Source organism: Capnocytophaga sp. G2, assembly GCF_035282625.1.
GTDB lineage: Bacteria > Bacteroidota > Bacteroidia > Flavobacteriales > Flavobacteriaceae > Capnocytophaga.
In genome coordinates this window covers 92,197-117,497 of record NZ_JAYKBU010000002.1, presented here as the reverse complement: position 1 = coordinate 117,497, position 25,301 = coordinate 92,197, and the positions used below count along the sequence as shown (strand labels likewise).

The following is a 25,301-nucleotide window of genomic DNA, read 5'->3' as shown; positions in this document are numbered from 1 at the left end:
TTATTATTTGTTCATTAACTAATTACAAGGCAAAGATACAGCGGATTTGCCAAAGGATTGTTATACAAAAGTCGGTAGTTTTTACAAATTTTTCTAAGTTCTTATTTTATGTATTGTTGCCAGAACGCTACAGCCAAATCTAACCAACCTTCAGCATCGGTGCCATTGCCTAAACCAAATCCGTGCGAAGCAGTTTGGTAGCGATGAAAGGCTACGGGTACACCTACACGTTTGAGGTTCTCGGCGCGATGTTGCATACCATCAGCAGAGGCAATGCCATCATTAGAAGCTACTGCGAGAAAAGTAGGTGGAAAATCTTTGCTGTAAAGACTTTGTCCTGTATAGATAATCACAGCAGTAGCAGGTTGGGGTAAGTGGGCGTTAGTAAATTTCTTAACTCCATAGTAGGCAATATTGCCCACCATACGTGCGCCTGCAGAGCCTCCCCAAAGAGAATAATCTTCTGTTGAGACGCCTAACGTTTTAGAATTTTGCAGTACATAAGCGATAGCTTGGGCTAAATCTTCGGTGGCGTACTGCTCACTGCCAATGCGGTAGCGTATCACAAAGGCATTGTAACCCAGTTCGCTAATGCGTTTAGCCAGAGGAAAGCCTTCGTGCAAAGAACCTATGTATGAGAAACCACCTCCAGGGCATATTATAGCAAACGGAGCCCCTTGTTTGCCACGAAAAAAGAAGAGTCCTGTGTTTTGCTTGCGAGGATCTTGTTTTTTCTCATTGTCAGTATAAATGTTATAGAAGATAGTTTGCCCTTTATCCACTTCATCAATAAGATGGTTTACAGCGTTGAGTACTATATTGGGGTGCACATTGCTGTGGTAGGGCATAGTACGGGCTATTTGTGAAAGCGGTAGGGTGTAGTAGTTGCTATTCTCATCAAAGGGCAAAAGCAGTTCGCCATAGCCTGTAAAGGCTTTATGATAGATGAGGTCTTGTACGGTATGCGCAACTGTAAGGTGTTCGCTTGTAGTTGTCGAAGCTTGAGGATTGTTAGGCATAAGGTCTTTATTTTGAGCACAGCTTGTAAAGCTAAGAGTTAAGAGAATTAGTGGTGATATGAGATTTTTCATAAGGCTTATTTTTTATAGTTTCTCCAAATTTTTTAAGTATTTTAGGGGTGCAAGCACTCCAGAATTCCCAATCGTATCCACCTTCACGTAAGATATAATCGTGAGGGTAATTTGCAGCAGTGAGTTGCTGATGGAGGCGTTGGTTTTCACGCGTAAAGAAGTCACGTGTGCCCAATTCAAGGGTGACAGGAGGCAATTCGTTTTGTGGATATTGCTGTATCACCTCATAAATATTGCGTACACCATAGCCTTCGATAACAGAACTCATTGCATAGATATAGCTAAACATATCACGATGGGTAATGCCATAATATAGGGCTCCATAGCCTCCCATCGAGAAGCCTCCTATCATTCGGCTTTGGCGTTCCCCTTTGATATGAAAACGTTTTTCTACTTGTGGAAGAAACTCTTGAAAAAAGTAGCTTTCGTAGCGAATAGAGCGTCCTGCTACATTGTCTAAATACATCCACGTATTGCCATCGGGGGTGATGATAACTGCTTCGGGCATAATGCCATCGGCAATAGCCTTATCGGCTTGTTCTTGGAGTTTGTCGTACACAAACCAATCGTTTTGGTTACCACCATAGCCGTGCAACAGGTATAGTACAGGATATGTTTTCTCATTGCTGTAACCAGCTGGTAGATAAACCGTGTAATACATATCTCTGCCTACTATTTTGCTTTTTATTACTTGGTCGTGTAGCACAGTGCTTCCATTACTGTTAGTTTGTATAGGTTCGGGGGTATTGGTAACAGTGGGGGTACCTTCTGTTTTAGAGCAAGAAAAAAGTGTAATACTCATCAAGATAAGGATAGGTAAATTCATATTCTTTTAATTTTTATTGTTTGACGAGGCAAAGGTACTGCGGTATTTTGAACAGATTGTTACACAAAAGTCGGTAGTTTTTACAAATTTTTCTATCTTTGTCGCATTATGAGTATGAGTAACGAAAATATCATTATTGAAGACAGCCTTCACCGCTTAGGTAGTGAGGAGTTGCGACATTGTATAGCCCACGTGTTATGCGAGGCGGGTAGTTATGTTTTTAAGTACAACGGAGAAAATTTTGTGCTCGAAGCCGGACAAACGATGATTATTCCTTATCAGCAGTTTATAGAGGCCGTTGTGCCCTCACCCTACTTGCAAGCTACTTGTATCTACCTCACTCCTGAATATGTTGAATACTGCACCCCGCGTAGCAATTACGGCATACGGGGGGCTTTGGCACTGTTTGCAAACCCTATTATGCTCCTTACCGAAAAGCAGTTTGCCCAATTGCAATACGATTTTCAGCAAATAAAACACCGACTGACCGATACCACTCACGCTTTTCAAGAGGAAGTACTACACAGTGCGGTGCAAATGCTTATTTTAGATTATTTTGATATTCATACCTCGCTGTTTGGGAAGCAGAAAATAACCTTTCAGGACAACGATCTTATGGTGCGTTTTATGGCATTGTTAGAACAAGAAGAGTATGTGCAACATCGCGAAGTGGGCTATTATGCCGATAAGCTCTTTGTCTCGCCTAAGCATCTATCGGAAGTATGCAAACAGGTGAGTGGTCGCAATGCCCTCTTTTGGATTAACCGATTTACTACCATACATATACGTAAACTATTGCAACAAAAAACACACTCTATCACCTCCCTTACCGACCTTTTTGGTTTTTCTTCTACCGCCTATTTCTCTCGCTTTGTACAGCAACACTTGGGAGTGAGTCCGAGTGCATTTTATCAGTAATAATAAAACTCCCCGTGTGGTATGTGTATCACACAGGGAGTTTATTTTTGTAGCTACAGAAGCTTACTATGGTAATTTTGGACCTTTCCAGCCTCTGGTTACTAAAACATATTGAAAATAATCGGTAGTATATTTACCCTCCTCAGGCGTTATTTTTCCGATAAGAAAACTAATAGGTGATTTGAAACCAACAACATCTTGACAGCGTGCATAAGGAGAATCTTTACTGTTGAGCTTGTAAAGCACTATTGAAGGATTTTCAGAGGCTTCTTTGAAATTTTCTGCATTTGTGAAATAGGAGATAGGCCCATCGCAGTTTGCCCAAGAAATCATCTCGTTAGGGCTCGTTGGCATACCCAAACCTTTTGGAAGATACATTTCTGAATCAAAAGGGCGATGCATCACAGAAATCACTGTATAATCTTTCTGTTTTAGAAGAGTAGCAAAACATTTTCTTGCGTTGTATTTTTCCTGATAGATATGTCCGCTACCCAAAGAGCAATAATAGTTTCTTTTTGTATCACTCACACTATCTAACTGATTGATAGTTAAATCAAAATTACTCATCATAACACTATCGCGATTGTGCTTAAAGGCTTCTTGTTTACCTAAAAGTCCATAAACTCGTATCTTCTGATCCTTTGGTAGTGTTTGATTATAGTTGTAAAGTATCTTCCATTTTTCAAGATACTCCTGTGTTTGGCGCTGCGGGATATTCTCTTTAAGATTGTTGAAGTGTTGTTTCAACAACGTTTCATCAGGAATGTCAGCATTTAGATATTGATTTAGAAGTTCAGCATCTTCGGTAAAAAATTCATTAAAATAATCAGTAACTCCAAACTTTTTATTCAGGTACATCAAGAGTTGAGCGTCAAAAAGTTGTGTCTTGGTAAATCCGTGAATCTCACCAAACATAAACACAGTAGGTGTATTAACCTCTGTAAATAATGTTGTATCGGAGATTGTGCTTTCTGGCGGTAATATTATGCTATTAGCTTTAAGGTAATTTACTTTTTCTTCACTAATATTACCACGAAGGAAGAACCCATAAATAAAGAAATACGCTATGGGCAATACGGTTAAGAGCAAGAAAATAACAAGGATAGTAAGTAGTATTTTCTTTATTACTTTTTTCATAACATAACTATTTAGTTAATAAATATAAACTCACAAGAATCTAAGTAAAAAGAATCTCATTTCCTTAAATTCACAACAAAAGTATAAAATTAATTTTAATGAATAGATAATTAATGAATATTTTTTGTACGGCAACATTTAGAGGTAAGTCCGAGTGAATTTTATTTATTGCGTGTTGTGCTACGACCAATTATCTTATTGCTTCAATCATATTATCTACTTGTAGTTTTTCGAGGATATTTTGGCGGTGGCGGTTTACGGTATGTATGCTGATGTTCAGTTTTTCGGAGATTTCTTTGCTGAACATTCCCTCTTTGGCAAGGGCGAGTATCTCTCTCTCGCGCGGAGTGAGCAGGACATCGGTAGCACTTTCGATAGTGAAAGGTACAATCTCATCGGTAAGGCAGTTTTTTATCTGAAAACGAACTGAAGTGTTTGCCGATTGTTCAGGAGCGATGTCTATGATACCCATTGCCAAAAAATTATCCCCTTTGAAGGCTAATATGCGCATTTGATAAATCATTCGTACATACTTCCCTCTATCCCATACTCTCATCTCATAGATGTATTTGTAAGCCAATTTTTCCTCCTCGGGGAGTGTGTCTAAAAACTCCCATACTTTTTTATCAATTCTTCTTACGATCTCCCAATCATCAGGATGCACCAATTTTTCAATGTCAATTTCTTGAGACGCTTCTATATATTCGGTTACATAATAGTAATGCCCGAATCTATCCGATAGAAAAACAGCAAAACTACCCGCTTGTTCCAAGATTTTCATATAAGAAATGTATTCTTGGGCTATTTCCTCTATGCTTTTATTGGTTGTCATCTTTAAAAATGGTTATTATTCAGTATTGTGTAGTGATGCGCACTGGTGTAATTTTGCGATAAAGATAATCAAATATTTTTAAAACATGAGGAATCAAATACAAACAATTCGCAATTTATGCCTTTTCATTTTCGTAGCCCTCAGCTGCGGCTGGGTAGGCGTATGGGTAGATGCTCTCACAGGAGAAACAACAGGTAATTTCAGCGACACCTACAATGGTACCAGCGGAATGGGTATTTTTATTGTTGCCCCAGTGCTTACTTGGCTCCTATTGCGTGCCTTCATGGGCGATAGCTGGCGTGATGCAGGTTTGCGTCCGCTTATCAAGAGAAACTTGCGTTGGTATGGGGTAGCAACCCTTATTTACCCTGCGGTGATCGCTCTTACCTTGCTTATAGGGGAACTCTTCGGGTGGCTAAAAGTAGAAATCCGTTGGACGGACTACCTCGGTGGGTTTGGTATCTTTGTATTAGCCGAATTTGTAAAGAATTTCTTTGAAGAATCGGCATGGCGGGGGTATCTTACCGCCCGTTTGCTCAGTTTGAAGATTAAAGATGTGTGGCTCTATCTCATCGTGGGAGTGGTGTGGTGCTCGTGGCACTGGCCTTACTTCTTCTACTTTGTAAAACCCGAACAGCTATTTGCTGTATTCCCTTACGACAAAGTAACTTTCTGCATCATGGCATTGGTGTGCTGCACCTCGTGGACGGTAATGTATACCGAGCTTTTCCGCCTTACGGGCTCTATCTGGGCTGGAGTGTGGATGCACGCTATTGAGGATACCACCATCAACAGTTTGATATATGATAAGCACATTCTTATTGAAACAGGTAAAGAAATTATCATTTCTCCTGTTTCGGGGATGATCCCTTGTCTGTTGTACCTTGTCGTAGGTCTATGGCTAAGAAAAATCAGAATCACCCGAGAGGTACAATAATAGTAGAAACTCCCCGTACGATACTCTTACTACACGGGGAGTTTTATTGCCTGTTGTGCTATAACCTAATTAACGTGAGTGTTTCTCAAAGAAATTTAACAATACTTCAAGATTCTTTTATAACTTTGTTCTAAGTTAATCATTGTATTTAATTATTTGTAAACCAATTAAATATACGATTTTTTTTAATCAAAAAACACAATGAGTTGTTATAAATATTCAGACCAACTATTCTTTTTCTCCATCATCTTATCTTTATAAAACCAAGAGTTTTTCTACTTAACAAAGACTAATACCTCTAAAGTGTTATCCTTTAATGATGGTGATAGGTATACCTTTACTTTCTAAGGAAAAGGTAGTCATTTTCCCACAATATAACAAATTTTTCACTTTTCATTTTTAACTTAAATATGTATCTTTGCACAAAATTCTTATACATAGGACAAGACCCTTTATGCTAAAGATATATTACCTATTTATTACCTTTTTCTTCTTATTGTCAATGGCAAAAGCGCAGGATACAACCTCCAAACAGATAGAGATTGTCTATGCAGGTACACTTACTATTGATAATGACAAATATCCAGGAGCAACGATTTTCAATTCTGATGAAGAGCGTAAAGTGCAGTTTCGTCACCAAGGGATGGATATCTGGTGTGATGTAGCAATACTCTATCAGAAGACAAACCAAGTAAAAGCCTTTGGGGATGTTTTCATACAACAAGGGGATTCGCTAAAGATGAATAGCAACTTCATAGAATACAATGGAGATACTAAGATTGCCATTGCCAAAGAGAATGTAAAACTACGCAATGAAAAGATGACCGTTGAGACCCAAGAACTCTTCTTCGATCGCAATACCCAACAGGCTTATTACCTGAACTATGGGAAAATTTTTGATGATGAGAATGTACTTACCAGCAAGGAAGGTCGCTACTTTGTAACCCCTAAGAAGAGCCAGTTCACTACTCAGGTGAAAATCACCAATGCTAATTTTGAAGTGAATTCGCTTACCTTGGACTACTACCATGCCACGGGACACATCTATATGTTTGGACCTACCACCATTACTGGAAAGGATTATGTAGCCTATGGGGAAAGAGGGTTCTATGATTCCAAAATAGAACAAGGATACTTCATGGATCGGGCACGAATAGACTATGATAATAAGATACTTACAGGAGATAGCCTTTACTTTAACAAATTCAAGAGTTTTGCCTCAGGAACCAATAATATCATTATCAGAGATACTATCAATAAAACCCTTGTTAAGGGACATTACGGAGAAATATATAAGGCTCAGGATTCCATGTATATTACCAAAAAAGCCATTGTTATCAGTGAGGTAGAAAAAGGAAAAGATTCCCTATACATTCATGCTAAGAGAATCATGGTAACAGGAAAAACAGGAGCTCGCATCATTCGTGCTTACCCTAATGCACGTATCTTCAGGACAGATATGCAAGGCAAATGTGATTCCATTCACTCCAGCCAACTTACAGGGCTTACCAAACTCATCGGAAATCCTGTCGTTTGGAGTGGTAAAAGCCAAATGACAGGGGATCATATCCATATCTTAGCCAATACTCAAACAGAGAAATTGGACTCCTTAAAAGTATTTGATAATGCTTTCCTCATTGAAAAAGATTCTCTTGGGACAGGCTTTAACCAAGTTAAAGGAAAAATTTTAAAGGGAAAATTCCAAGAAAACAAACTAAATAACGTAAATTTGTATCAGAATACAGAGGTTATCTATTACGCTTATAATGATCAACAGCAATTAGTGGGGATTAATAAATCCAAATGTAGCCAAATCCGTGTAAACTTTGATGAAAACCAACAAATAAGTGAAGTTATTTTCTATACTAATGTAGATGGGAGCATTTATCCAGAGGATAAAATCAGTAAGAAAGAGCTACTTTTTGCTAATTTCAATTGGCGTGGTGATGAGATGATCCAAAGCAAAGAGGATATTTTCCCAGAAGAAGAAAAGAATATACAACTTGTCCCTATTCGCGGTATAAAGTCGGAAGAAATAGACTTAATTGAAGAAAAATTACAACCTAAAGTAGAAAATTAATGTCCTTGTGGAAGAAATATTTGCTTTTCCTATGGAAATCCACCAATGAACATGGTGTACACTCCCCTTTTGTATATCAATTGGTTACCCAATGCTTTTACAATTCTAAAAGAATCCCTTGTGAGTACTATCCAAAAGGAATTTCAAAGAAAAAAGGACAATTTTTGTTGCGACTTATAGCGTATTTCACACCTAAGAGCCTGAAAATATATGGTGATACTAAGGATTTTCTAGCACTTTTTCCCATTGCTATGATAGAAGCCACCTCTCAAAAGAAGGATATGATCCTGCTTTATCAGTGTAAAAGTTTTCCAAGTGTGGAATACTTATTGGCAGAGATGCACAATGACAGCATACTTGTATTAGTAGCACCGCATCACAGGAATAATGAGACTTTTTTCAAGCAATTATCCCAAAACAAAGCCTTTAGTGTAGTGATAGATACTTTTTCATTTGCTTTATTTTTTATCCGAAAAGAACAAGAAAGAGAATGTTTTGTGATACGAGCATAGTAATGAGTAGTTAGTCCTATGTTAGTACAAGCTACAAGCCCTATCATGATAGGTGTAAACTAAAGTCGCTGAATACTTGCAAGCGAATATGTAACTCGCATCAGCGAAAATTAGAGTTTTTATATTTCAACTTTTGATTCATAATGAATACCTAAACCCTAAAATATGGAAAAAAAACAATTATTAAGTAACACAGAATTACAAGTTATCCTACACCGTTTGGCATGTCAGTTGATAGAGAATCATACTGACTTTTGCGATACAGTACTCATAGGCTTACAACCTCGCGGGGTATTTTTAGCGCAACGCTTGGTGGCAATGCTTACAAAGGAATACCAAATAGCGGACATACAGTATGGAGCATTGGATATTACCTTCTTTCGAGATGATTTCCGGCGAGGGGAAAAGCCCCTAACTGCCAATACCACTGATATTCCTTTTTTGGTAGAAGATAAAAAAGTGGTTTTCATAGATGACGTTCTCTATACGGGACGTAGTATCCGTGCAGCCCTTACAGCTCTGCAATCCTTTGGTCGTCCCAGTAAAGTAGAGCTCTTGGTACTGATAGACCGCCGGTTCAGTAGAGACCTTCCCATACAGCCCGACTATATAGGAAAGGCAGTAGATGCCATCAATAAGGAACGGGTGGTCGTACATTGGACAGAACAAGACGGGGAAGATTCCGTGTATTTGACAGAGAAAATATAACTCCTAATTATAATCTAAAAACATCACAATGAATCAGTTAAGCGTTAATCATCTGTTGGGTATCAAGTACCTTACTGCTGAGGATATAGAACTTATCTTCACCACTGCCGACCAGTTCAAGGAGGTCATCAATCGTCCCATCAAAAAAGTTCCTTCCCTTAGGGATATCACCATCGCTAATTTATTTTTTGAGAATAGTACTCGTACGCGCTTATCTTTTGAATTGGCAGAGAAGCGTCTTTCTGCCGATGTAATTAACTTCTCTGCGGGACAATCCTCCGTAAAAAAAGGAGAAACCCTCATTGACACAGTCAATAATATCCTAGCGATGAAAGTGGATATGATAGTTATGCGCCATCCGAATCCAGGGGCAGGTGTTTTTCTCTCCCAGCATGTAAAAGTTCCTATTGTTAATGCAGGGGATGGTGCTCATGAACATCCTACGCAAGCCTTATTAGATTCCTATTCCATACGAGAACGTTTAGGGAGTGTTGCAGGGAAAAAGGTGGTCATTGTAGGGGATATATTGCACTCACGGGTTGCTCTCTCCAACATATTTGCCTTACATAAGCAAGGAGCTGAGGTAGCCGTTTGCGGACCCAAAACACTTATTCCAAAATACATACATGAATTAGGGGTACAGGTAGAAACAGACCTTAGGAAAGCACTTCGCTGGTGCGATGTAGCCAATATGCTCCGTATCCAGAATGAGCGTTTGGATATTCCTTACTTCCCTTCCACACGGGAATATGTGTTACAATATGGGCTCACCCAAGAGATTTTGGATGAATTGGGTAAGGAAATAGTTATCATGCACCCAGGTCCTATCAACCGAGGTGTAGAACTTACCAGTGAAGTAGCCGATGGCAAGCAATCCATCATCCTCGACCAAGTAGAAAACGGGGTGGCTATTCGCATGGCGGTCATTTATCTACTTGCCTCACAGATAAAAATGTAAAGACTTCTTCTATTTCATTTTTTGTAGGAATTCCTTAAGCTGCTTTTGTAGCTGTTCAGAGGCAGTACACAAAGGAAGACGTACCTGAGGGGTTCCTATTCCCAAGAGAGAGAGCAAAGCCTTAATTCCCACTGGGTTTCCTTCCTTGAATATCAAATCCATAGCCTCAAGTAAGTGATACTGAGAGGCATTGGCTTCATTGTTTTTAGCTTCCAAGCCATGATGTATCATCTGAGAACATTGTTTAGGAAATGCTTGTCCTAAAACAGAAATAACCCCATCACCTCCCAAGAGCACTGTAGGTAAAGCGGTGGCATCATCCCCAGAAATAATCAGAAAATCCTTTGGGCGCCCCTGAAGCAAGTGCATAATCTGAACAATATTCCCTGAAGCCTCTTTGATTCCTATGATATTAGGCACCTCCTTGGCTAAGCGTAAGGTAGTATGATAATCCATATTAATCCCTGTTCGTGAAGGCACATTATAGAGCAAGATAGGGAGCGGAGAAGCCTGAGCTATTGCCTTATAATGTTGGTAGATTCCCTCTTGAGAAGGCTTATTATAATAAGGGGAGACCGAAAGAATAGCCTGGTAATCATCCTTCTCTACGGCTTGTACTTGTTCTACGATTGCTTTCGTATCATTTCCTCCTACTCCGAGCACCATAGGGATCCTACCATTATTAGCACGCTTTACAGTCTGTTTGACAAGTTGTTTTTCCTCAGTAGAGAGGGTTGGAGTTTCTGCTGTAGTTCCTAAAACTACTAAATAATCAATACCGTTTTCCACTTGGAAATGTACCAACTGTTCAAGGGCTTGTACATCTACGGATTTGTCCTGTTTGAAAGGTGTGGTTAGTGCCACACCTGTTCCTTGTAATTTTTTCATTGTAGTGTATTTATGATTTTTTTGGCTTCTTTAATAAAGGTCATTCCATCCTTAAGGGGTGTATCAATGATAATATCATTGAAAATAGGGTCAATTCCTGTAACTCCTATACGCAACTTGGCTCTTACTCCTGAGGAGAGCAATAATAGAGGGAGCTTTGGAGAAGAAAAGCAATTAATCAGAAGGTCATACTCCAACTCCCATAACCTATCTGCGTGATAGTTACGTATATTTCCAGAATAGTTAATATCCTTCCATGAGAAAAGGGGGATTCCTTGTATTTGAATATCCATACCCCTATCTTGGTATCCCAAAATCACATAGTTCTCAGAATTGATTCCATAGCTTTTTATGAAATCCTTTAAGAATTCCACCTTAGAAACTTCCTCTGTATCCACAATGCAGCCAATACGATGAACATGTAATTTACTACCATTCAGTTTATTATCTATTCTTTTTAGATTTTTTCGTATGCGCCTATTAATGGCAATATTCTTAAATAGTTTCAAAATAATTTTTCTAAAGATTTCCCTGCAAATTTAATCAATTTTTATTAATTTTGCACACTGGAACTAAAACATTTTTATGAAAAAAATATTCTTGGGAGTCTTTGCTTTATTACTATTATTATCATCTTGTAAATCAAGCGGTTACTACACTCAAGCTCTTCAAGGGGAGCAGCTTCAGATTGGTAAAGAGACCGAAGAAGATGAGCAAATAAAGGATTATCTTTCTCCTTTTCGGTATCACTTGAACAAATATTTGGACAAGGTACTCTCCTATAACAAAACAGCCATGATTAAGGTTCTTGAGGCAGACGTTATGAATATGCCTATTGGAAATTTCTTTGCGGATTCCCAATGTGAACAGGCGGATTCTTATTTTCTCAAGAAGAAAAAAAGGCATATTGATTTTGCTATGTTCAATTGGGGAGGAATCCGAACTGAGATCCCTCAAGGGGACATTACTATACGGCAAGTATACCAGATCATGCCTTTCGAGAATCAATTAGTAGTGGTAGAACTCACCGGGGATACCCTCTATAAGATGGCTAAATACCTTATTGAGAATCAACTTCCTCATCCTCTTTCCAAACAAGTACAACTAACCATTAACAAAAGAGGAGATGTTGTAAGCTTTCTCATCAATAAAAGACCTGTTCAACGCAAAAAGCGCTATTTTGTATGTACTTTTGATTATCTGTATCAAGGGGGAGATCGTATGAATTTTTTCAAAGATGCCCTAAGTGTTACCAATATTAACTATCCTTCAAGAGATGCTATCATTGATTACCTTAGGAAAACAGATACTTTAGACTTCAAAACCGATGAGCGCTTCAGAATAAAGAAATAGATTATGGAAAGACGTAATTTTGTAAAAAATATAAGTGCGGGAGCCTTATTATTAGGAATGGGAGGTGTTTCCTTTGCTCTTGGCAAGGAAAAGACTCCCTTAAAAAATCACAAGAAGCACATTACAATTCTTCATACCAATGATACACATAGCCATATAGACCCTATGCCTGTAGATGATCCTCATTATCCTGATAAGGGGGGGGTAGCTCGCCGTGCTGTACTGATAGAACAGGCACGAAAAGAGAATCCTCATACCTTGCTCTTTGATGCTGGCGATATTTTCCAAGGGACACCCTATTTTAATTACTATGGAGGAGAATTAGAATTCCGCTTAATGTCCATGCTCAAGTATGATGCTGCTACCTTTGGCAATCATGATTTTGATAATGGATTGGAGGGATTACTCTCACAACTCCCTCATGCTAAGTTTGACTTTATCTGTTCCAATTATAACTTCAAGAATACTATTTTAGAAGGGAAAACCAAGCCTTATAAAGTATTTGTAGTAGATGATGTTCGCATAGGAGTCTATGGTTTAGGAGTAGAACTCAAAGGATTGGTTACTAAAGAGAACTACCGAGAGACTCAGTATCTTGACCCTGTGGAGATAGCCATTGACATGGAGAACAAGCTAAAAAGGAGCGAGAAATGTGATATTGTTATCTGCCTCTCGCATCTTGGTTATCAGTATCATTCTAATAAGGTGTGTGACCTGACTATTGCCAGAAGAACCTACGACACAGACCTTATTATAGGAGGGCACACTCATACTTTCCTAAATGAACCTGTTATTGTAAAAAACAAAAATAATCGTGAAATCCTTGTCAATCAAGTAGGTTGCTATGGTATTAATTTAGGACGTATTGACTTCTATTTAGACAATAAGATTACAAGCAGTGGTACACAAATCCTAGTATAATAAAAATATTTTTTTATCATAGATGATTTTCTGAAAGAGAGAGGCAATTCACAAATGAATTGCCTCTATTTTATTTTTTAAAGTTTACTTTATATTGAAGCTATACTTTACTCCTGCCAGGAATTGGAATCCTTGTACAGGATAGTTTGTCCAACGGAGGTAATTCTCTCCTGCTACATTATTGAGATTGACAAAGATTGTCCATTGCTTTAGGAAGGTATAATCGGTAGAGAAATTAAGGTCAAAGAAGCCCTTGAGAGTTACCTGCTCACGGGGCTGAGTAGAAAGCGTATGCTTTAGATCCTTTCTTTCACCTACATAAAAGAACTCAGCGGCGATATTCCAATTTGGAATAATTTGATAATGAGCAGCAAGTGCAGAGGTAAAGGAAGGTTGGTTCCAAGCCTCTTCCTCCTGCTTATCCATTGAGAATCCATTCGCCTTAAGAGAAAAATCCATATCAAACTGATCCGATATTTTGCCTGTTAGGTGAGCTTTTATTCCATATTCCATAGCATCCTGATAAATTATTTTATAAGTATTATCATACTGATAAGGAGCATACTGAATTAAGGACAGTTTTTCATTGGCTTGGAAAAGAGGCATATTCTCCAAGCGCTTGTAGAAGAGATTTATATTATAGGAGAATCCCTGCCCCAAAGCACCTTTTACCCCGCCAAATATATCATAAGGGGTAAAGGTAGGATGTAGCTCTTGGGTTGGAGAAAGGTATGGGTTTTCAAGGCTTTGCTTACGATAAGAGAGTTGTTCTATATTCCCTGTAATCCCTCCATAGAGGATGAAATTATCTCCAAAGGCATCATAAGAGAGTTCTGCATCAGGGAAGATTTTGAGATCATGACCATTCTCATAGTCTTTTTCCTTGGCATAATAAGCACCCAAGCCTAATTTGATAGAGAAATTAGGAATAGAAAAGCGATAGGAAGGCTTTATCCCTATAAGGGCTGAACGATATTCTATCTTATTGTTATTGGAAAAATGTTGGTCAAAACTTCCTTGCAAGTAATCCACATCCAATATAGCAGTAACAAACTGTTGTTGGTTGATATCAAACTTAAAGGTGGGACGTAGTTTGACCTGTGTTTCTCCACTTTGGAAGTGATCCTTTGCTCCCTGAATCCAAAAATCTATTCCATTAAATACACTTTTATTCATAGAGAAAAAGCCTGAGAGCCCTCCACTGAGGTAGCTTTGCCTAAGAGAAGCCTCAATAGGAAGTAAAGTTTTGTCCTCCACTCCATACCAATGCATTAAGCGATTGGCGACATTGGCTGAGAGTCCCAACTGATAGTCATTATCCCCATAGCGATAACTTGCCTGTGCCTCTGTATTAGAGAAATTATTATCTAAGGTTACCCCCTTCACTTTTCCTTTGGAAGAATGATGTGTAAAATCCAATGAGAGATCAGATTCTTCATTCAGCGGGATAGCTACAAATCCATCTCCATAGAATGAAGCATAACTTCCTGCTCCTAAAGCAATATAGGAATGATAAAGAGTATCCTTACGTTGGGAAGCGGTAATCCTTACTGCTTTTCCTTTTTCAGGAACAAAGGTAGAGGCAACCGGCACCGAATGAATGGTATAATTGATTTTCTTTTTAGCCACTGTTACAGAGTCCTTCTTAGGAGTTTCCTCTTGTGGCTTATGTACATCGGCGATAGTAGGGGTATAAGGCTTGACAATATCCACAGAGATGGTTCCCAACTTATCCTGAGCATAAGTAGAGAAGGTTGAAAATAAGAAAAGAGTGGTAAATATATGGTATAACTTTTTCATTTTCTTTTTATTTAGTAGGTTTATTTTCATCCTCTTTAACCTGAGCGAGCACCTCTTTGGCTTGGGTGATTACCTCAGGATATGCTTTAAAATTGGCGATTACGCTATTGAGAATATAGTTGGCTTGGTAGAGGTCTTTCAGTCCATAGAAGTTCTTAGCCATTACCACCAATCCTTTAGCAGAGAATTCCTTATATCCTCCATATTCCTTAGCCAGTTTTTGGATTACTTCGTTAGATTTTTTGTATTGTCCTGCTTTGTTCTTAAAATAAGCATCATAGTACAATGCCTCTGCCATAAGGGCGTCGGTCGCTGTTTTACGTACCTCTGCATATTGTTTTTCTGCTTCTTCCTCAGCTCCTGTAGCCATATAAGCCCTTGCCATAATCACACGAGCATCATTCTTTAAGCGGTTATCAGCATTTTTTTCGGCTAATATCTTTTTAGCATATTCTATTGCTTGGGGATAATCTTTTTGTCTATAGAAACCCTTCATCAAGTTAGATCGTGCAAAAATCAAATTTTGAGCGACTGAGGAGGTTTTTTCAATTTCCTTAAGCAAAGGAATCACTTTATCTATTTCTTCTTTCTCTAAATAGATATTACTCAACCTGACCAAGACTTGTTCAGAATATTCATTACGTCCTTCTTCTAACACTTTTTCATAGAGAGGGAGTGCTTTTTCTTTTTGGTTTGCTTCAAAGTATAATTGAGCTAAATAGAAACGGGCTTGTGCTGTATTGGCTCCTTTAGGAAACTCTTTTAGATATTTTTCCAGAGCTCCTTTTGCCTCTTGCTTTTTATTTTGTATATATTGTCGTTCAGCCGCTTCAAAGGCAGCGTTATCCAATTCATTATCAGATACCTCCACATAACCTAAACTTTTTGCCCATTGTGCATACTGCTCTACCTTACCCATTTCTACATAAATACTTTTAGCCGTATTTATCGCCTGCATAGCTTCTGGGGAATTGGGATATTTTTCTGTAATTTTTCTAAATACAGTTAAGGCTTTTTGATTTTCATTTTTGTTATAGAGCATGAGCCCTTCACGAAGCATAGCACGAGCTGTGTAAGTACCTCCCTGATATTGATTTTGCAATTGTTGATATAAGGCAGCTGCTTTTTCATTATTTCCTTGTGCCACATAGGTATTTGCCAATTCATAAATAGCATCCTCACGCAGATTGGATTTAGGATAATTTTTTATAAAAGCATTGAGTTCCTCTATTTTTTTAGGAACTCTATCCACAATACCATAGCTAATAGCCTTTTGGAAGGCAGCATAATCTGTATCTCCTACATTAATGGTCATTACTTTATTATAGTTTTCCATAGCAGGCCAATACTTACCAATGGCAAAATAGCTATCGGCAAGGCGCAAGTGAGCATCGGCAAGGCGGGAAGCCGTTGGTTTTGTCTCTATATATTTGGAAAAATTCTCTGTAGCTTCAAGATATTTCTTTTGATTGAAAAGAGCATATCCCAAGCCATAGTAAGCATTAGGGTACTCAGGAGCTGATTTCAGACCCAGTGATAGGAAATCATGAAAATCTTTCTGTGCTTCTGCATATTGTTGGAGTTGATAATGAGTTTCTCCAGACCAATAGATAGCTCTTGCACGGAGTAGTTCATTGGATTTTCCTTGTGCTTTTTGGAAATAAGAGAGTGCCTCCTTATAGTTACCATCGGCATAAAGTTGCAAAGCGTAGAAGAAAGCTACTTTTTGGTATATTTTCTCATCGGCAGAGGTGGATTTCTCCAAGAGATTCATTGCAGATTGAAAGTTTCCGGAAGTAATATAAGAATCTACCAATAGTTCCTTAAGTTCTTGAGTATGGTCATTAGGATAGGTCTCCATGTAGGATTGTATCACCTCAGGGGTGGATTCATAAGCATTTCCCACCTCATAGCTCAAGCGCGCATAATTTAGGTGAGCATCTTTTTTTATCTCAGGGACAAAATTCATTTGAGAAGCATTACGGAAGGCATTTAGAGCCTGTTGCTTCTGGTTGGTATTGAGATAACATTCAGCCAAGTGGTAATAAGCATTTTGAGCAACTTCATTCTTGCCATCAATAATTCTATTAAACTGACCTATTGCCTTTTGATAGTCCTTTTGTTTGTAGTAAGCATAGCCCAAGTAATATAGGTCGGTATTGGTATATTTACCTTTTTTTCCTCTATAAGCTTCCAGATAAGGAATTGCTTTATCATATTGCTTTAAGTTAAAATAACTTTCTCCAATAATCTTATTAATCTCAGAGCGATACTGAGGGTTATTGGTTTTCTCCAACTGATGAAGTCCTTCTTCTAAGGCTTTTTGGAAGTTTCCTTGCTTGAAGTTCATATCTGCCTGATAGTAGGAGAGATTTTTATTAAGTTCTTTTTCCTGTCCTACCTTTTGAAAAAATTCATTGGCTTGCTTATAATCATCGGCATCATAGGCAATATACCCCAAGTAATAGGAGGCTTTCTTTCCATATTCTTTAGAGTCTTTCACTTGGGAGAGATATCGTTGAGCGGTTTCCTTATCCCCATGAGCGAAGAGGGCATAACCATATTGGAAGTTAAATTTTTCTCTTTGGGCAGCTGAAAGAGAAGAGATTTGCACCTTATCATACCAAGCAATGGCACTCTTAGTATTTCCCTTACTAAAATAGTATTCTCCTATTTCAAAATTAGCATTTGTAGCATAAGGAGAGGAGGGATAATCCCTCAAATATTGCTCCATTTGGGCATTAGCTCCGGCTTGTCCGAGTCTTAGTGCAGAGGAAGCTATATAGTACAAGCATTGTTCACGAGTGGTTTCATCGGTTTGCTTCTGTAATTCCTTTTTAAGAAGATGTTCCGAAGCCTTATACTGCTTTTGATGATATAAAGAAAGTGCTTTCTGTAAAGAGGCATTTCCAGCGGTATAATGAGCCGTACGCTGAGCAAGAGTTGCTCCTGAGACTAACAATCCTGTTAGAAAAAAAATATTTTTATACTTCATAATCCATATTTTAGAGACAAAAGTAAGGCTTTTTATCCAATAAAAAGAGAGTATATGGTTAATTAACAAAAACTTAGTAATCGAACTCTACCCTAATTTGTTGAGAGGTAGGGTGAGCTTGGCAGGTAAGTATCATTCCCTTAGCTATTTCTTCTTCAGAGAGTACTTGATTTTTATCCATCTCGGCACTTCCTTCAGTTACCTTTCCCAAACAGCTGCTACATGCTCCCGTTAAACAGGAATAGGATACTTCCAATCCCTTAGCGAGGAGCTGACTTAGTATATTTTCCTTACGTTCTATAATGAAGGTATATTCTTTATTTTCTAAGCGTACTGTAATCTCTGAAGTTCCTTTATATTCTTTTTTAGAGGTCTGCGTTACGGTAAAGAGCTCTGTATGAATTTTCTTTTTGTCATAATCCTTTAGGAGTTTTTCCTTAATAGCCTCAACCATTGATTGGGGTCCACAGATATAGAAACGACCGAATTCCACCTCCTTGTAGGTCTCTTTGAGCAATTGCTCCACCATAGGTGGATCTATATGTCCTGAAAGGGCACCCTCTTGCTGGGTCTTGCTATAGACATATTGCACCAAAAGCCTATTGGGATACTGCGCCCTAAGTGCCTCTATATCCGAGAGAAACATAGTAGTCTCAGGCGTTCTGTTTCCATAGACTAAGAGTATCTTGCAAGAGCTTTTCACAAGGGCGACCTTAATAATGCTAAGCATAGGAGTAATACCACTTCCAGCGGCGAAAAGTCCTAAATTCTCAGGAGATATTTCAGGGATATAGGCAAACTTACCCTCTGGGAGAAATACCCCCAAGGTTTCTCCTTCTTGCAACTGCTTACAAGCATAAGTGGAGAACACACCATTGGGTACTTGCTTAATGGCTACACTGATAATATCCTCATAAGGCGAGGAACATATAGAATAAGCACGCCTTACAGCCATCCCCTCAATTTCTTTTTCGAGGGTGATGTATTGTCCTGCAAAGAAGTCAAAGGAAATTTTATGTTCTTGAGGAATTTTAAAAGATACTTTAACCGAATCCGAAGTGAGTTTTTCTACCTGTGATACGGGTAAGGAAACTGATTTCATTGAATAACTATTATTGTTATAATTTTTAGGCAAAAATACGAAATTAATGAGGATTGAAGAAGAATGAGCAACTAATTTTTTAAGTACTTCAGAGATGATTAGTTATCAAAAAGGACTCGCTTTCCTTTTTCTTGGGTAAGAAGTGTTCCTTGATCATATACCAAATTTCCATTAACAAAGGTATAAGCTACCTTATAATCAAAGGTTGTTCCTTCCAAAGGAGACCAACCACATTTGTAGAGGATATTCTCTTTAGAGACTTGCCAAGGGGTATGTTCAGCTACGCAAGTGATATCGGCATAATAACCTTCCCTGAGGTAACCTCTCTCGCGGATTCTAAAAAGGATGGCCGGATTATGGCACATTTTCTCCACTAAGCGTTCTAAGGGGATTCCTCTTTTTCGAAACATTGTAAGGGCAGCTACTAAGGAATGTTGTACCAAAGGGGCTCCAGAGGGAATCCTCTGGTATTCCTTTTGGCTTTTCTCTTCTAAGGTATGGGGAGCGTGGTCGGTAGCTATCACATCTATACGATTGTCCAAGAGAGCTTTCCAGATGCCTTCACGGTCTGCTTGGGATTTCACTGCCGGATTCCACTTAATAAATACTCCTTTCTGGTCATAGTCCTTATCAGAAAACCAAAGATGATGGATACAAGCCTCTGCTGTAATTTTCTTTTGCGACAAAGGAATTGTATTGTCCAAGAGCTCTGTTTCCTTAGCTGTGGAGAGGTGAAACACATGCAATCTTGCACCTGTTTGTTTAGCAAGCGCTATTGCTCGTGAGGAGGAGAGATAGCAAGCCTCCGCACTGCGGATAAGTGGATGACACTCAATGGGGATTTGAGCTCCATAGAGGGAAAGATAGTGTTCCAAATTACGCTTAATAGTTTGTTCATCTTCACAATGGGCAGCAATGAGGGTAGGTACATTCTTAAATATCCTTTCAATAGTTTTCTCATTATCCACGAGCATGTTTCCTGTGGAAGAGCCTAAGAAGAGCTTCACTCCGGCAGTATTCTTAGGATTGATCCGCTTGAGTTCCTCTATATTATCATTGGTTCCGCCGAGTAGAAAAGAGAAATTAGCTACTGAGCTACTGGCAGCTATGGCAAACTTATCCTCCAGAGCATCAATGGTTGTGGCTTGGGGAATGGTATTGGGCTGGTCAAAAAAGGTAGTTGTTCCTCCCGCCACAGCAGCTATACTCTCAGAGGCAATGGTCGCCTTATGGGTGAGTCCAGGTTCACGGAAGTGTACTTGGTCATCAATCACGCCGGGGAATACCAGCATCCCTGCAAGGTCAATAACTCTCTGTGCTTCTTTGGCAGAGATCGCTGAGGCAATCTTAGCAATACGCTCATTCTCAATAAGTAAATCGGCTTCTTGAATATGGTTGTCAGAAATGAGCTTACCGTTCTTTAATAAAGTTTTCATGAGAAATCAAGGATTAGAAATTTGGTGACAAAAGTAATTGTTTTTGTCATTTAAAAATACTTTTTTATACTTTTTTTAATTGTGTTCTAAGAAATTTACTTATAATATTGGTAATATAGCAAAAAATGTATATCTTTGCCCAAAAAAGTGATGAAAATACATAACAGGCTTAAAATAGTGAATGATCCTGTATATGGGTTTATTCATATCCCCAATACTTTTATTCTCGCTCTTATAGAACATCCTTATTTTCAGCGCCTTTGCAGAATTTCTCAAATGGGACTTTCCTACTTGGTATATCCAGGAGCAAGGCATACACGCTTCCATCACGCCTTAGGATGTATGTACCTTATGCAACAAGCGGTGCAAACACTCCGCTACAAGCAGGTAGAAATCACCCCAGAAGAGGAAGAGGGCTTATATATAGCTATTCTCCTACATGATATTGGTCATGGTCCCTTCTCCCATGCTATGGAACACAGTATTGTGGAAGGAATCTCTCATGAGGAAATATCCTTGGCGTTCATGGAAGAACTCAACAGACAATTTGAAGGAAGGCTCTCAGTTACTATAGAAATCTTCCAAAAGAAATATAAAAAACAGTTCATGAATCAGCTCATCTCCAGCCAATTGGACATGGATAGGTTGGATTATCTCAAGCGAGACAGTTTTTACTCAGGGGTAAGTGAAGGCAATATTAACTCCGAGCGAATTATTGCCATGCTCACCGTCAAGAACGATACGCTCATTGTAGATGAAAAAGGCATCTATTCCATAGAAGAGTTTCTGGTAGCTCGCCGATTGATGTATTGGCAGGTATACCTACACAAAACCAGTATAGGGGCAGAATTTGTTCTTATCCGGATATTGGCACGCGTAAAGGAGCTTACAGGACAGGGGAAAAAGCTACCCATGACCACCGCACTACGTTTTTTTGTAGAGAATCACATTACAAAAGAGACTTTTGACCGTCATGCCTTACACTTATTTGCTCAATTAGATGATTATGACATCATCTCAGGACTTAAGGAATGGCAATATGGGGAGGATTGGGTCTTAGCTAAGCTCAGCCAAATGATTCTTAACCGCGATTTGCTCCGTGTTAAGCTTTACAAAAGCCCTGTAGAAAAGGAAAAAATACAACAACTCTTACAAGAGACTGCTAAAAAATATGACCTTCCAGAGGAATTAGCACATTACTTTGTTTTCACCGGAGAAGTCTCCAATACTGCCTACCGAAAAGATGAGCAGAATATCCTTATCTATACTAAGAACAATAAGGTTATAGATGTTACCCAAGCCTCTGATCAAATGAATTTAGATGCACTATCCACCAAAGTTACTAAGTATTACCTATGCGCTCCTAAGTGAAAAGTGAAAAACGAAAAATTGCTATAATCATTAAAAGTTAATCATTAATTATTGTTCTCTTCGCTGGTGCGAGCCTGATACTCGCTTGCAGGTATTCAGCAACTTTAACTCATGCCTACCCTATTAGCGAAAAGTGAAAAGTGAAAAAAAATTCACTATTCACTATTCACTATTCACTTTATTTCGTACTTTTGTCCCCTTAAACAAATAAGTAGCAAATGAACCATTCAGATGATTTTATAGGTAAAAACCACCTCAGTACCTCAGCTAAGACTCCCTTGCGAGCTGATGCCTTTGCCCTTTCTGATGAACAGAAAATCGCTCGCATTCAAAAATCAATGGCAGAGATTATGGAAACTCTTGGACTTGACCTTACGGATGACAGTCTCAAGGGGACTCCCCTAAGAGTGGCTAAAGCCTATGTAAAAGAACTTTTTGCAGGACTTGATCCCAAGCGCAAGCCCAGTTCCTCTACTTTTGAAAATAACTACCACTATGGGGAGATGCTCATAGAAAAAAATATTGTCCTCTACTCCACTTGTGAACATCACTTTCTCCCCATTGTAGGACGTGCTCATGTGGGCTATATCTCCAACGGAAAGGTATTAGGACTCTCTAAGATGAACCGTATTGTGGATTACTATGCCCGTCGTCCTCAAGTACAGGAACGCCTTACTATACAAATTGTACAGGAAATGCAACACCTCTTAGGCACGCAAGATGTAGCTTGTGTGATTGATGCCAAGCACCTCTGTGTTAATTCCCGTGGTATCAAGGACATTGAAAGCAGTACTGTTACTGCTGAATATGGCGGTCAATTTAAAGATCCTATTGTAAGAAAAGAATTCTTAGAATACATAAAAATGGAAACAAAATACTAAGCAATGAAAACAAATGATGTATAACGAAAGGTAAATAACCTTTCGTATTCTTAGCAACTATTTTTCATTACTTACTGTTCACTTTTTAACTCAAAACTCAGAATTCAATTGAACTACTTAGACGAACTTAATGAGGCACAGCGTGCTCCTGTAGTACATAAGGATGGTGCCGTGATGGTCATCGCAGGGGCTGGTTCTGGGAAAACACGTGTACTTACCTATCGCATTGCTTACCTTATGCAACAAGGAGTAGATCCCTTCAACATTCTTGCACTGACTTTTACCAACAAGGCAGCCCGGGAAATGAAGGAGCGCATTGGACGCATCGTAGGACAAAGCGAAGCACGTAACCTATGGATGGGAACCTTCCATTCTGTCTTTGCCCGTATTCTTAGGGAGGAAGCCTATAGGCTGGGCTTTCCAAGAGATTTTACCATCTATGACCAACAGGATTCCCAACGGCTTATCTCCGCTATTATCAAGGAAATGGGCTTAGATAAGGAGGTGTATAAGTATAAACAAATAGCCTCCCGCATTTCCTCCTATAAGAATAACCTCATTACCGTAAAAGCTTACTTTGAGAACCATGACCTTCAAGAAGCCGATGCTATGGCAAAGCGTCCTCGCATAGGAGATATTTATCGCAACTATGTAGAAAGATGTTTTAAAGCTGGAGCCATGGATTTTGATGACTTACTGTTACGTACCAATGAGTTACTTAACCGATTCCCTGAGGTGCTCGCTAAGTACCAAAATCGTTTCCGCTACATCTTGGTGGATGAGTATCAAGATACGAACCATTCCCAATACCTTATTGTACGTGCCCTTGCCGATAGGTTTCAGAATATCTGTGTTGTGGGGGACGATGCACAGAGTATCTATGCCTTCCGTGGGGCAAATATTGATAATATCTTTAATTTCCAGAAGGATTACCCGAAGGTAGGCATCTATCGCTTAGAGCAGAACTATCGCTCCACTAAGAATATTGTGGAGGCAGCCAACAATGTCATAGAGCATAACAAAGCTCGCTTAGAGAAGGTAGTCTGGACAGAAAATGAAAATGGAAGCCGTATCAAAGTACACCGTAGTCCTACCGATGCCGATGAGGGACGCTTTGTAGCAGGTACTATTTTTGAAACTGCCATGCAGAAACAACGCTCCTATGGAGATTTTGCTGTTCTCTATCGTACCAACTCCCAATCTCGTGCTATAGAAGATGCCCTGAGAAAGCGAGATATTCCCTATTACATATACGGGGGACTTTCTTTCTACCAACGTAAGGAAATTAAGGATATCTTGGCTTACTTTAGGCTGGTCGCCAATGAGAATGACGAGGAAGCACTTCAGCGTATCATCAACTTCCCTGCTCGTGGTATAGGGGATACCACTATGGAAAAACTTACCCTCTGTGCCAATGAATTCAAAGTACCTATCTTTACCATTATTAAGAACTTAGCAACCATGGACTATGGGCTTAAAATCAATTCGGCAACCCGAAACCGCCTATTGGAGTTTGCCAATATGATTCTTAGTTTCCGTATTATGATGGAGACCCATGATGCTTTTTCTCTGGCAGAACACATCACCAAGCGCACTGGGATTCTCAATGAGTTCAAGAAGGATGGCACCCCCGAAGGCGTGGAACGCATGCAGAATATAGAGGAACTCCTCAATGGTATTCGCGATTTTGTGGAAGGACAACAGGAGGTGGAGGATGCCTCCAACTCTCTGGTTGAATTCCTACAAGATGTAGCCTTAGCGACTGATATGGATAAGGAAGTTGAGGACGATAACCGTGTATCGCTGATGACCATACACCTCGCCAAAGGATTAGAGTTCCCTTATGTATTCATTGTAGGCATGGAGGAGGATTTATTTCCTTCAGCCTTGAGCCAGAATACTCGTGCCGAGTTAGAGGAAGAGCGACGTCTATTCTATGTAGCGCTGACCCGTGCCGAGAAGCAGGCGTACCTTACCTATACAGAGAACCGTTACCGATGGGGAAAGCTCATGGATGCTGAACCCAGTCGATTTATTGAAGAGATAGACGAACGTTACTTAGAATACCTTACCTCCAAAGAGAACTATCGTTACAAGCCCCTCATCAATGTAGATACTTTTGCGCCCATTGATAAGAGCAAACTACGTCAGCAAAAGCCCACTAATACACCTCCACCCGCCTACAAAAAGCCTAATGAGGAACAACTCAAGAAGCTCCGCCTACAAAAGCCCGAGCAAGCTAAAGCAATCTCGGTAGGAGATATTCCAAAAGTTGTGGTAGGAAATACCATTATACACGAACGCTTTGGAAAAGGAAAAATTACAGAAGTGGAAGGCGCAGGTGCTGACCGCAAAGCAAGAGTACGTTTCGAGAATGGAGGAGAGAAAACCCTCATCCTTCGCTTTGCAAAATTCAAAATAATAGAATAATCATTGAAGCTATATAAAGTAATAGAGCCACATGAGGACAACTCTTTGTTGTTACCCCCTCTGTTATTAAGAATACTCGGCTTGTATAAGGCTTGAATTTTTGGGGTTAGTCTTCTTTGAAGCTG

General features: G+C 39.2%; 21 protein-coding genes. 11 read left to right on the top strand and 10 right to left on the bottom strand.

Going from position 1 to position 25,301, the window contains the following annotated elements:
• Positions 1-101 precede the first annotated feature (101 nt).
• A complete protein-coding gene (locus tag VJJ03_RS02110; RefSeq protein WP_323973538.1) occupies positions 102-1,091 on the bottom strand; it encodes an alpha/beta hydrolase in 990 nt (329 codons plus the stop codon).
• Positions 1,051-1,917, bottom strand: a complete 867-nt coding sequence (locus VJJ03_RS02105) for an alpha/beta hydrolase (protein WP_323973535.1) — start codon at positions 1,915-1,917, stop codon at positions 1,051-1,053. Before VJJ03_RS02105 ends, VJJ03_RS02110 begins: the two co-directional genes overlap by 41 nt.
• A 108-nt stretch (positions 1,918-2,025) precedes the next feature.
• On the opposite strand from VJJ03_RS02105, the gene VJJ03_RS02100 reads away from it, so the two are divergent.
• Positions 2,026-2,835, top strand: a complete 810-nt coding sequence (locus tag VJJ03_RS02100; RefSeq protein WP_323973533.1) for a helix-turn-helix domain-containing protein — start codon at positions 2,026-2,028, stop codon at positions 2,833-2,835.
• A 66-nt stretch (positions 2,836-2,901) separates the two neighbouring features.
• Here VJJ03_RS02100 and VJJ03_RS02095 read toward each other — a convergent pair whose 3' ends face one another.
• Both VJJ03_RS02095 and VJJ03_RS02090 read right to left on the bottom strand, forming a co-directional pair.
• On the bottom strand, positions 2,902-3,972 hold the full coding sequence (locus VJJ03_RS02095; RefSeq protein ID WP_323973531.1) for a hypothetical protein: 1,071 nt from the start codon (positions 3,970-3,972) through the stop codon (positions 2,902-2,904).
• Positions 3,973-4,162: 190 nt separating this feature from the next.
• Positions 4,163-4,804 carry a helix-turn-helix transcriptional regulator gene (locus tag VJJ03_RS02090; RefSeq protein WP_323973529.1) on the bottom strand — a complete coding sequence of 214 codons (642 nt, stop codon included), beginning with the start codon at positions 4,802-4,804 and terminating at the stop codon, positions 4,163-4,165.
• 85 nt (positions 4,805-4,889) lie between these two features.
• Between VJJ03_RS02090 and VJJ03_RS02085 the strand changes: the two genes are divergently transcribed.
• From VJJ03_RS02085 to VJJ03_RS02065, 5 genes are all read left to right on the top strand, one after another.
• Positions 4,890-5,741 carry a CPBP family intramembrane glutamic endopeptidase gene (locus tag VJJ03_RS02085; RefSeq protein WP_323973527.1) on the top strand — a complete coding sequence of 284 codons (852 nt, stop codon included), beginning with the start codon at positions 4,890-4,892 and terminating at the stop codon, positions 5,739-5,741.
• Between the two features lie 454 nt (positions 5,742-6,195).
• Complete coding sequence (locus VJJ03_RS02080; protein ID WP_323973525.1) at positions 6,196-7,821, top strand: OstA-like protein; 1,626 nt, start codon at positions 6,196-6,198, stop codon at positions 7,819-7,821.
• Positions 7,821-8,333: a hypothetical protein gene (locus VJJ03_RS02075; protein ID WP_009746454.1), complete on the top strand. Its 513-nt coding sequence runs from the start codon at positions 7,821-7,823 to the stop codon at positions 8,331-8,333. The genes VJJ03_RS02080 and VJJ03_RS02075 overlap by 1 nt, the downstream gene beginning before the upstream one ends.
• Positions 8,334-8,498: 165 nt before the next feature.
• Complete coding sequence (pyrR, locus tag VJJ03_RS02070) at positions 8,499-9,041, top strand: bifunctional pyr operon transcriptional regulator/uracil phosphoribosyltransferase PyrR (RefSeq protein ID WP_009746455.1); 543 nt, start codon at positions 8,499-8,501, stop codon at positions 9,039-9,041.
• Positions 9,042-9,069: 28 nt separating this feature from the next.
• A complete protein-coding gene (locus VJJ03_RS02065; RefSeq protein WP_323973523.1) occupies positions 9,070-9,999 on the top strand; it encodes an aspartate carbamoyltransferase catalytic subunit in 930 nt (309 codons plus the stop codon).
• Positions 10,000-10,008: 9 nt separating this feature from the next.
• On the opposite strand, the gene dapA is transcribed toward VJJ03_RS02065, so the two are convergent.
• Both dapA and VJJ03_RS02055 read right to left on the bottom strand, forming a co-directional pair.
• Positions 10,009-10,887, bottom strand: a complete 879-nt coding sequence (dapA, locus tag VJJ03_RS02060; protein ID WP_323973521.1) for a 4-hydroxy-tetrahydrodipicolinate synthase — start codon at positions 10,885-10,887, stop codon at positions 10,009-10,011.
• Positions 10,884-11,396, bottom strand: coding sequence for a DUF6913 domain-containing protein (locus tag VJJ03_RS02055; protein ID WP_009746458.1), 513 nt, complete (start codon positions 11,394-11,396; stop codon positions 10,884-10,886). The genes dapA and VJJ03_RS02055 overlap by 4 nt, the downstream gene beginning before the upstream one ends.
• A 76-nt stretch (positions 11,397-11,472) precedes the next feature.
• Between VJJ03_RS02055 and VJJ03_RS02050 the strand changes: the two genes are divergently transcribed.
• Together VJJ03_RS02050 and VJJ03_RS02045 are read left to right on the top strand one after the other, a co-directional pair.
• Positions 11,473-12,240 (top strand): 5'-nucleotidase C-terminal domain-containing protein, encoded by a 768-nt coding sequence (locus tag VJJ03_RS02050; RefSeq protein WP_009746459.1) that lies wholly within the window; start codon positions 11,473-11,475, stop codon positions 12,238-12,240.
• 3 nt (positions 12,241-12,243) lie between these two features.
• The gene (locus tag VJJ03_RS02045) at positions 12,244-13,161 is read left to right on the top strand and encodes a metallophosphatase (protein WP_323973519.1); all 918 of its coding nucleotides are present in this window, start codon (positions 12,244-12,246) and stop codon (positions 13,159-13,161) included.
• An 84-nt stretch (positions 13,162-13,245) separates the two neighbouring features.
• Here the strand turns inward: VJJ03_RS02045 and VJJ03_RS02040 are convergent, their stop codons facing one another.
• The 4 genes from VJJ03_RS02040 to VJJ03_RS02025 form a co-directional block, all read right to left on the bottom strand.
• Positions 13,246-14,961: a TonB-dependent receptor gene (locus VJJ03_RS02040; RefSeq protein WP_323973517.1), complete on the bottom strand. Its 1,716-nt coding sequence runs from the start codon at positions 14,959-14,961 to the stop codon at positions 13,246-13,248.
• A gap of 7 nt (positions 14,962-14,968) precedes the next feature.
• Positions 14,969-17,956: a tetratricopeptide repeat protein gene (locus VJJ03_RS02035; RefSeq protein WP_323973515.1), complete on the bottom strand. Its 2,988-nt coding sequence runs from the start codon at positions 17,954-17,956 to the stop codon at positions 14,969-14,971.
• Between the two features lie 73 nt (positions 17,957-18,029).
• Positions 18,030-19,058, bottom strand: a complete 1,029-nt coding sequence (locus VJJ03_RS02030) for a ferredoxin--NADP reductase (RefSeq protein WP_323973513.1) — start codon at positions 19,056-19,058, stop codon at positions 18,030-18,032.
• Between the two features lie 98 nt (positions 19,059-19,156).
• On the bottom strand, positions 19,157-20,494 hold the full coding sequence (locus VJJ03_RS02025) for a dihydroorotase (RefSeq protein ID WP_323973511.1): 1,338 nt from the start codon (positions 20,492-20,494) through the stop codon (positions 19,157-19,159).
• A gap of 150 nt (positions 20,495-20,644) precedes the next feature.
• Here VJJ03_RS02025 and VJJ03_RS02020 point away from each other — a divergent pair, with 150 nt between their 5' ends.
• The 3 genes from VJJ03_RS02020 to VJJ03_RS02010 all read left to right on the top strand — a co-directional run bounded on the left by VJJ03_RS02020 (position 20,645) and on the right by VJJ03_RS02010 (position 25,176).
• Positions 20,645-21,865 (top strand): HD domain-containing protein, encoded by a 1,221-nt coding sequence (locus tag VJJ03_RS02020; protein ID WP_323973509.1) that lies wholly within the window; start codon positions 20,645-20,647, stop codon positions 21,863-21,865.
• A gap of 218 nt (positions 21,866-22,083) precedes the next feature.
• Positions 22,084-22,746: a GTP cyclohydrolase I FolE gene (folE, locus tag VJJ03_RS02015; protein WP_323973507.1), complete on the top strand. Its 663-nt coding sequence runs from the start codon at positions 22,084-22,086 to the stop codon at positions 22,744-22,746.
• Positions 22,747-22,854: 108 nt separating this feature from the next.
• Positions 22,855-25,176: an ATP-dependent helicase gene (locus VJJ03_RS02010; RefSeq protein WP_323973505.1), complete on the top strand. Its 2,322-nt coding sequence runs from the start codon at positions 22,855-22,857 to the stop codon at positions 25,174-25,176.
• The last annotated feature ends 125 nt before the right edge of the window (positions 25,177-25,301 follow it).

Excerpts from the sequence above, each read along its gene's own strand:
- VJJ03_RS02110 (WP_323973538.1), bottom strand. The coding sequence starts at position 1,091 with ATGAAAAATCTCATATCACCACTAATTCTCTTAACTCTTAGCTTTACA.
- VJJ03_RS02105 (WP_323973535.1), bottom strand. The coding sequence starts at position 1,917 with ATGAATTTACCTATCCTTATCTTGATGAGTATTACACTTTTTTCTTGC.
- VJJ03_RS02100 (WP_323973533.1), top strand. The coding sequence starts at position 2,026 with ATGAGTATGAGTAACGAAAATATCATTATTGAAGACAGCCTTCACCGC.
- VJJ03_RS02095 (WP_323973531.1), bottom strand. The coding sequence starts at position 3,972 with ATGAAAAAAGTAATAAAGAAAATACTACTTACTATCCTTGTTATTTTC.
- VJJ03_RS02090 (WP_323973529.1), bottom strand. The coding sequence starts at position 4,804 with ATGACAACCAATAAAAGCATAGAGGAAATAGCCCAAGAATACATTTCT.
- VJJ03_RS02085 (WP_323973527.1), top strand. The coding sequence starts at position 4,890 with ATGAGGAATCAAATACAAACAATTCGCAATTTATGCCTTTTCATTTTC.
- VJJ03_RS02080 (WP_323973525.1), top strand. The coding sequence starts at position 6,196 with ATGCTAAAGATATATTACCTATTTATTACCTTTTTCTTCTTATTGTCA.
- VJJ03_RS02075 (WP_009746454.1), top strand. The coding sequence starts at position 7,821 with ATGTCCTTGTGGAAGAAATATTTGCTTTTCCTATGGAAATCCACCAAT.
- pyrR (WP_009746455.1), top strand. The coding sequence starts at position 8,499 with ATGGAAAAAAAACAATTATTAAGTAACACAGAATTACAAGTTATCCTA.
- VJJ03_RS02065 (WP_323973523.1), top strand. The coding sequence starts at position 9,070 with ATGAATCAGTTAAGCGTTAATCATCTGTTGGGTATCAAGTACCTTACT.
- dapA (WP_323973521.1), bottom strand. The coding sequence starts at position 10,887 with ATGAAAAAATTACAAGGAACAGGTGTGGCACTAACCACACCTTTCAAA.
- VJJ03_RS02050 (WP_009746459.1), top strand. The coding sequence starts at position 11,473 with ATGAAAAAAATATTCTTGGGAGTCTTTGCTTTATTACTATTATTATCA.
- VJJ03_RS02045 (WP_323973519.1), top strand. The coding sequence starts at position 12,244 with ATGGAAAGACGTAATTTTGTAAAAAATATAAGTGCGGGAGCCTTATTA.
- VJJ03_RS02040 (WP_323973517.1), bottom strand. The coding sequence starts at position 14,961 with ATGAAAAAGTTATACCATATATTTACCACTCTTTTCTTATTTTCAACC.
- VJJ03_RS02035 (WP_323973515.1), bottom strand. The coding sequence starts at position 17,956 with ATGAAGTATAAAAATATTTTTTTTCTAACAGGATTGTTAGTCTCAGGA.
- VJJ03_RS02030 (WP_323973513.1), bottom strand. The coding sequence starts at position 19,058 with ATGAAATCAGTTTCCTTACCCGTATCACAGGTAGAAAAACTCACTTCG.
- VJJ03_RS02025 (WP_323973511.1), bottom strand. The coding sequence starts at position 20,494 with ATGAAAACTTTATTAAAGAACGGTAAGCTCATTTCTGACAACCATATT.
- VJJ03_RS02020 (WP_323973509.1), top strand. The coding sequence starts at position 20,645 with ATGAAAATACATAACAGGCTTAAAATAGTGAATGATCCTGTATATGGG.
- folE (WP_323973507.1), top strand. The coding sequence starts at position 22,084 with ATGAACCATTCAGATGATTTTATAGGTAAAAACCACCTCAGTACCTCA.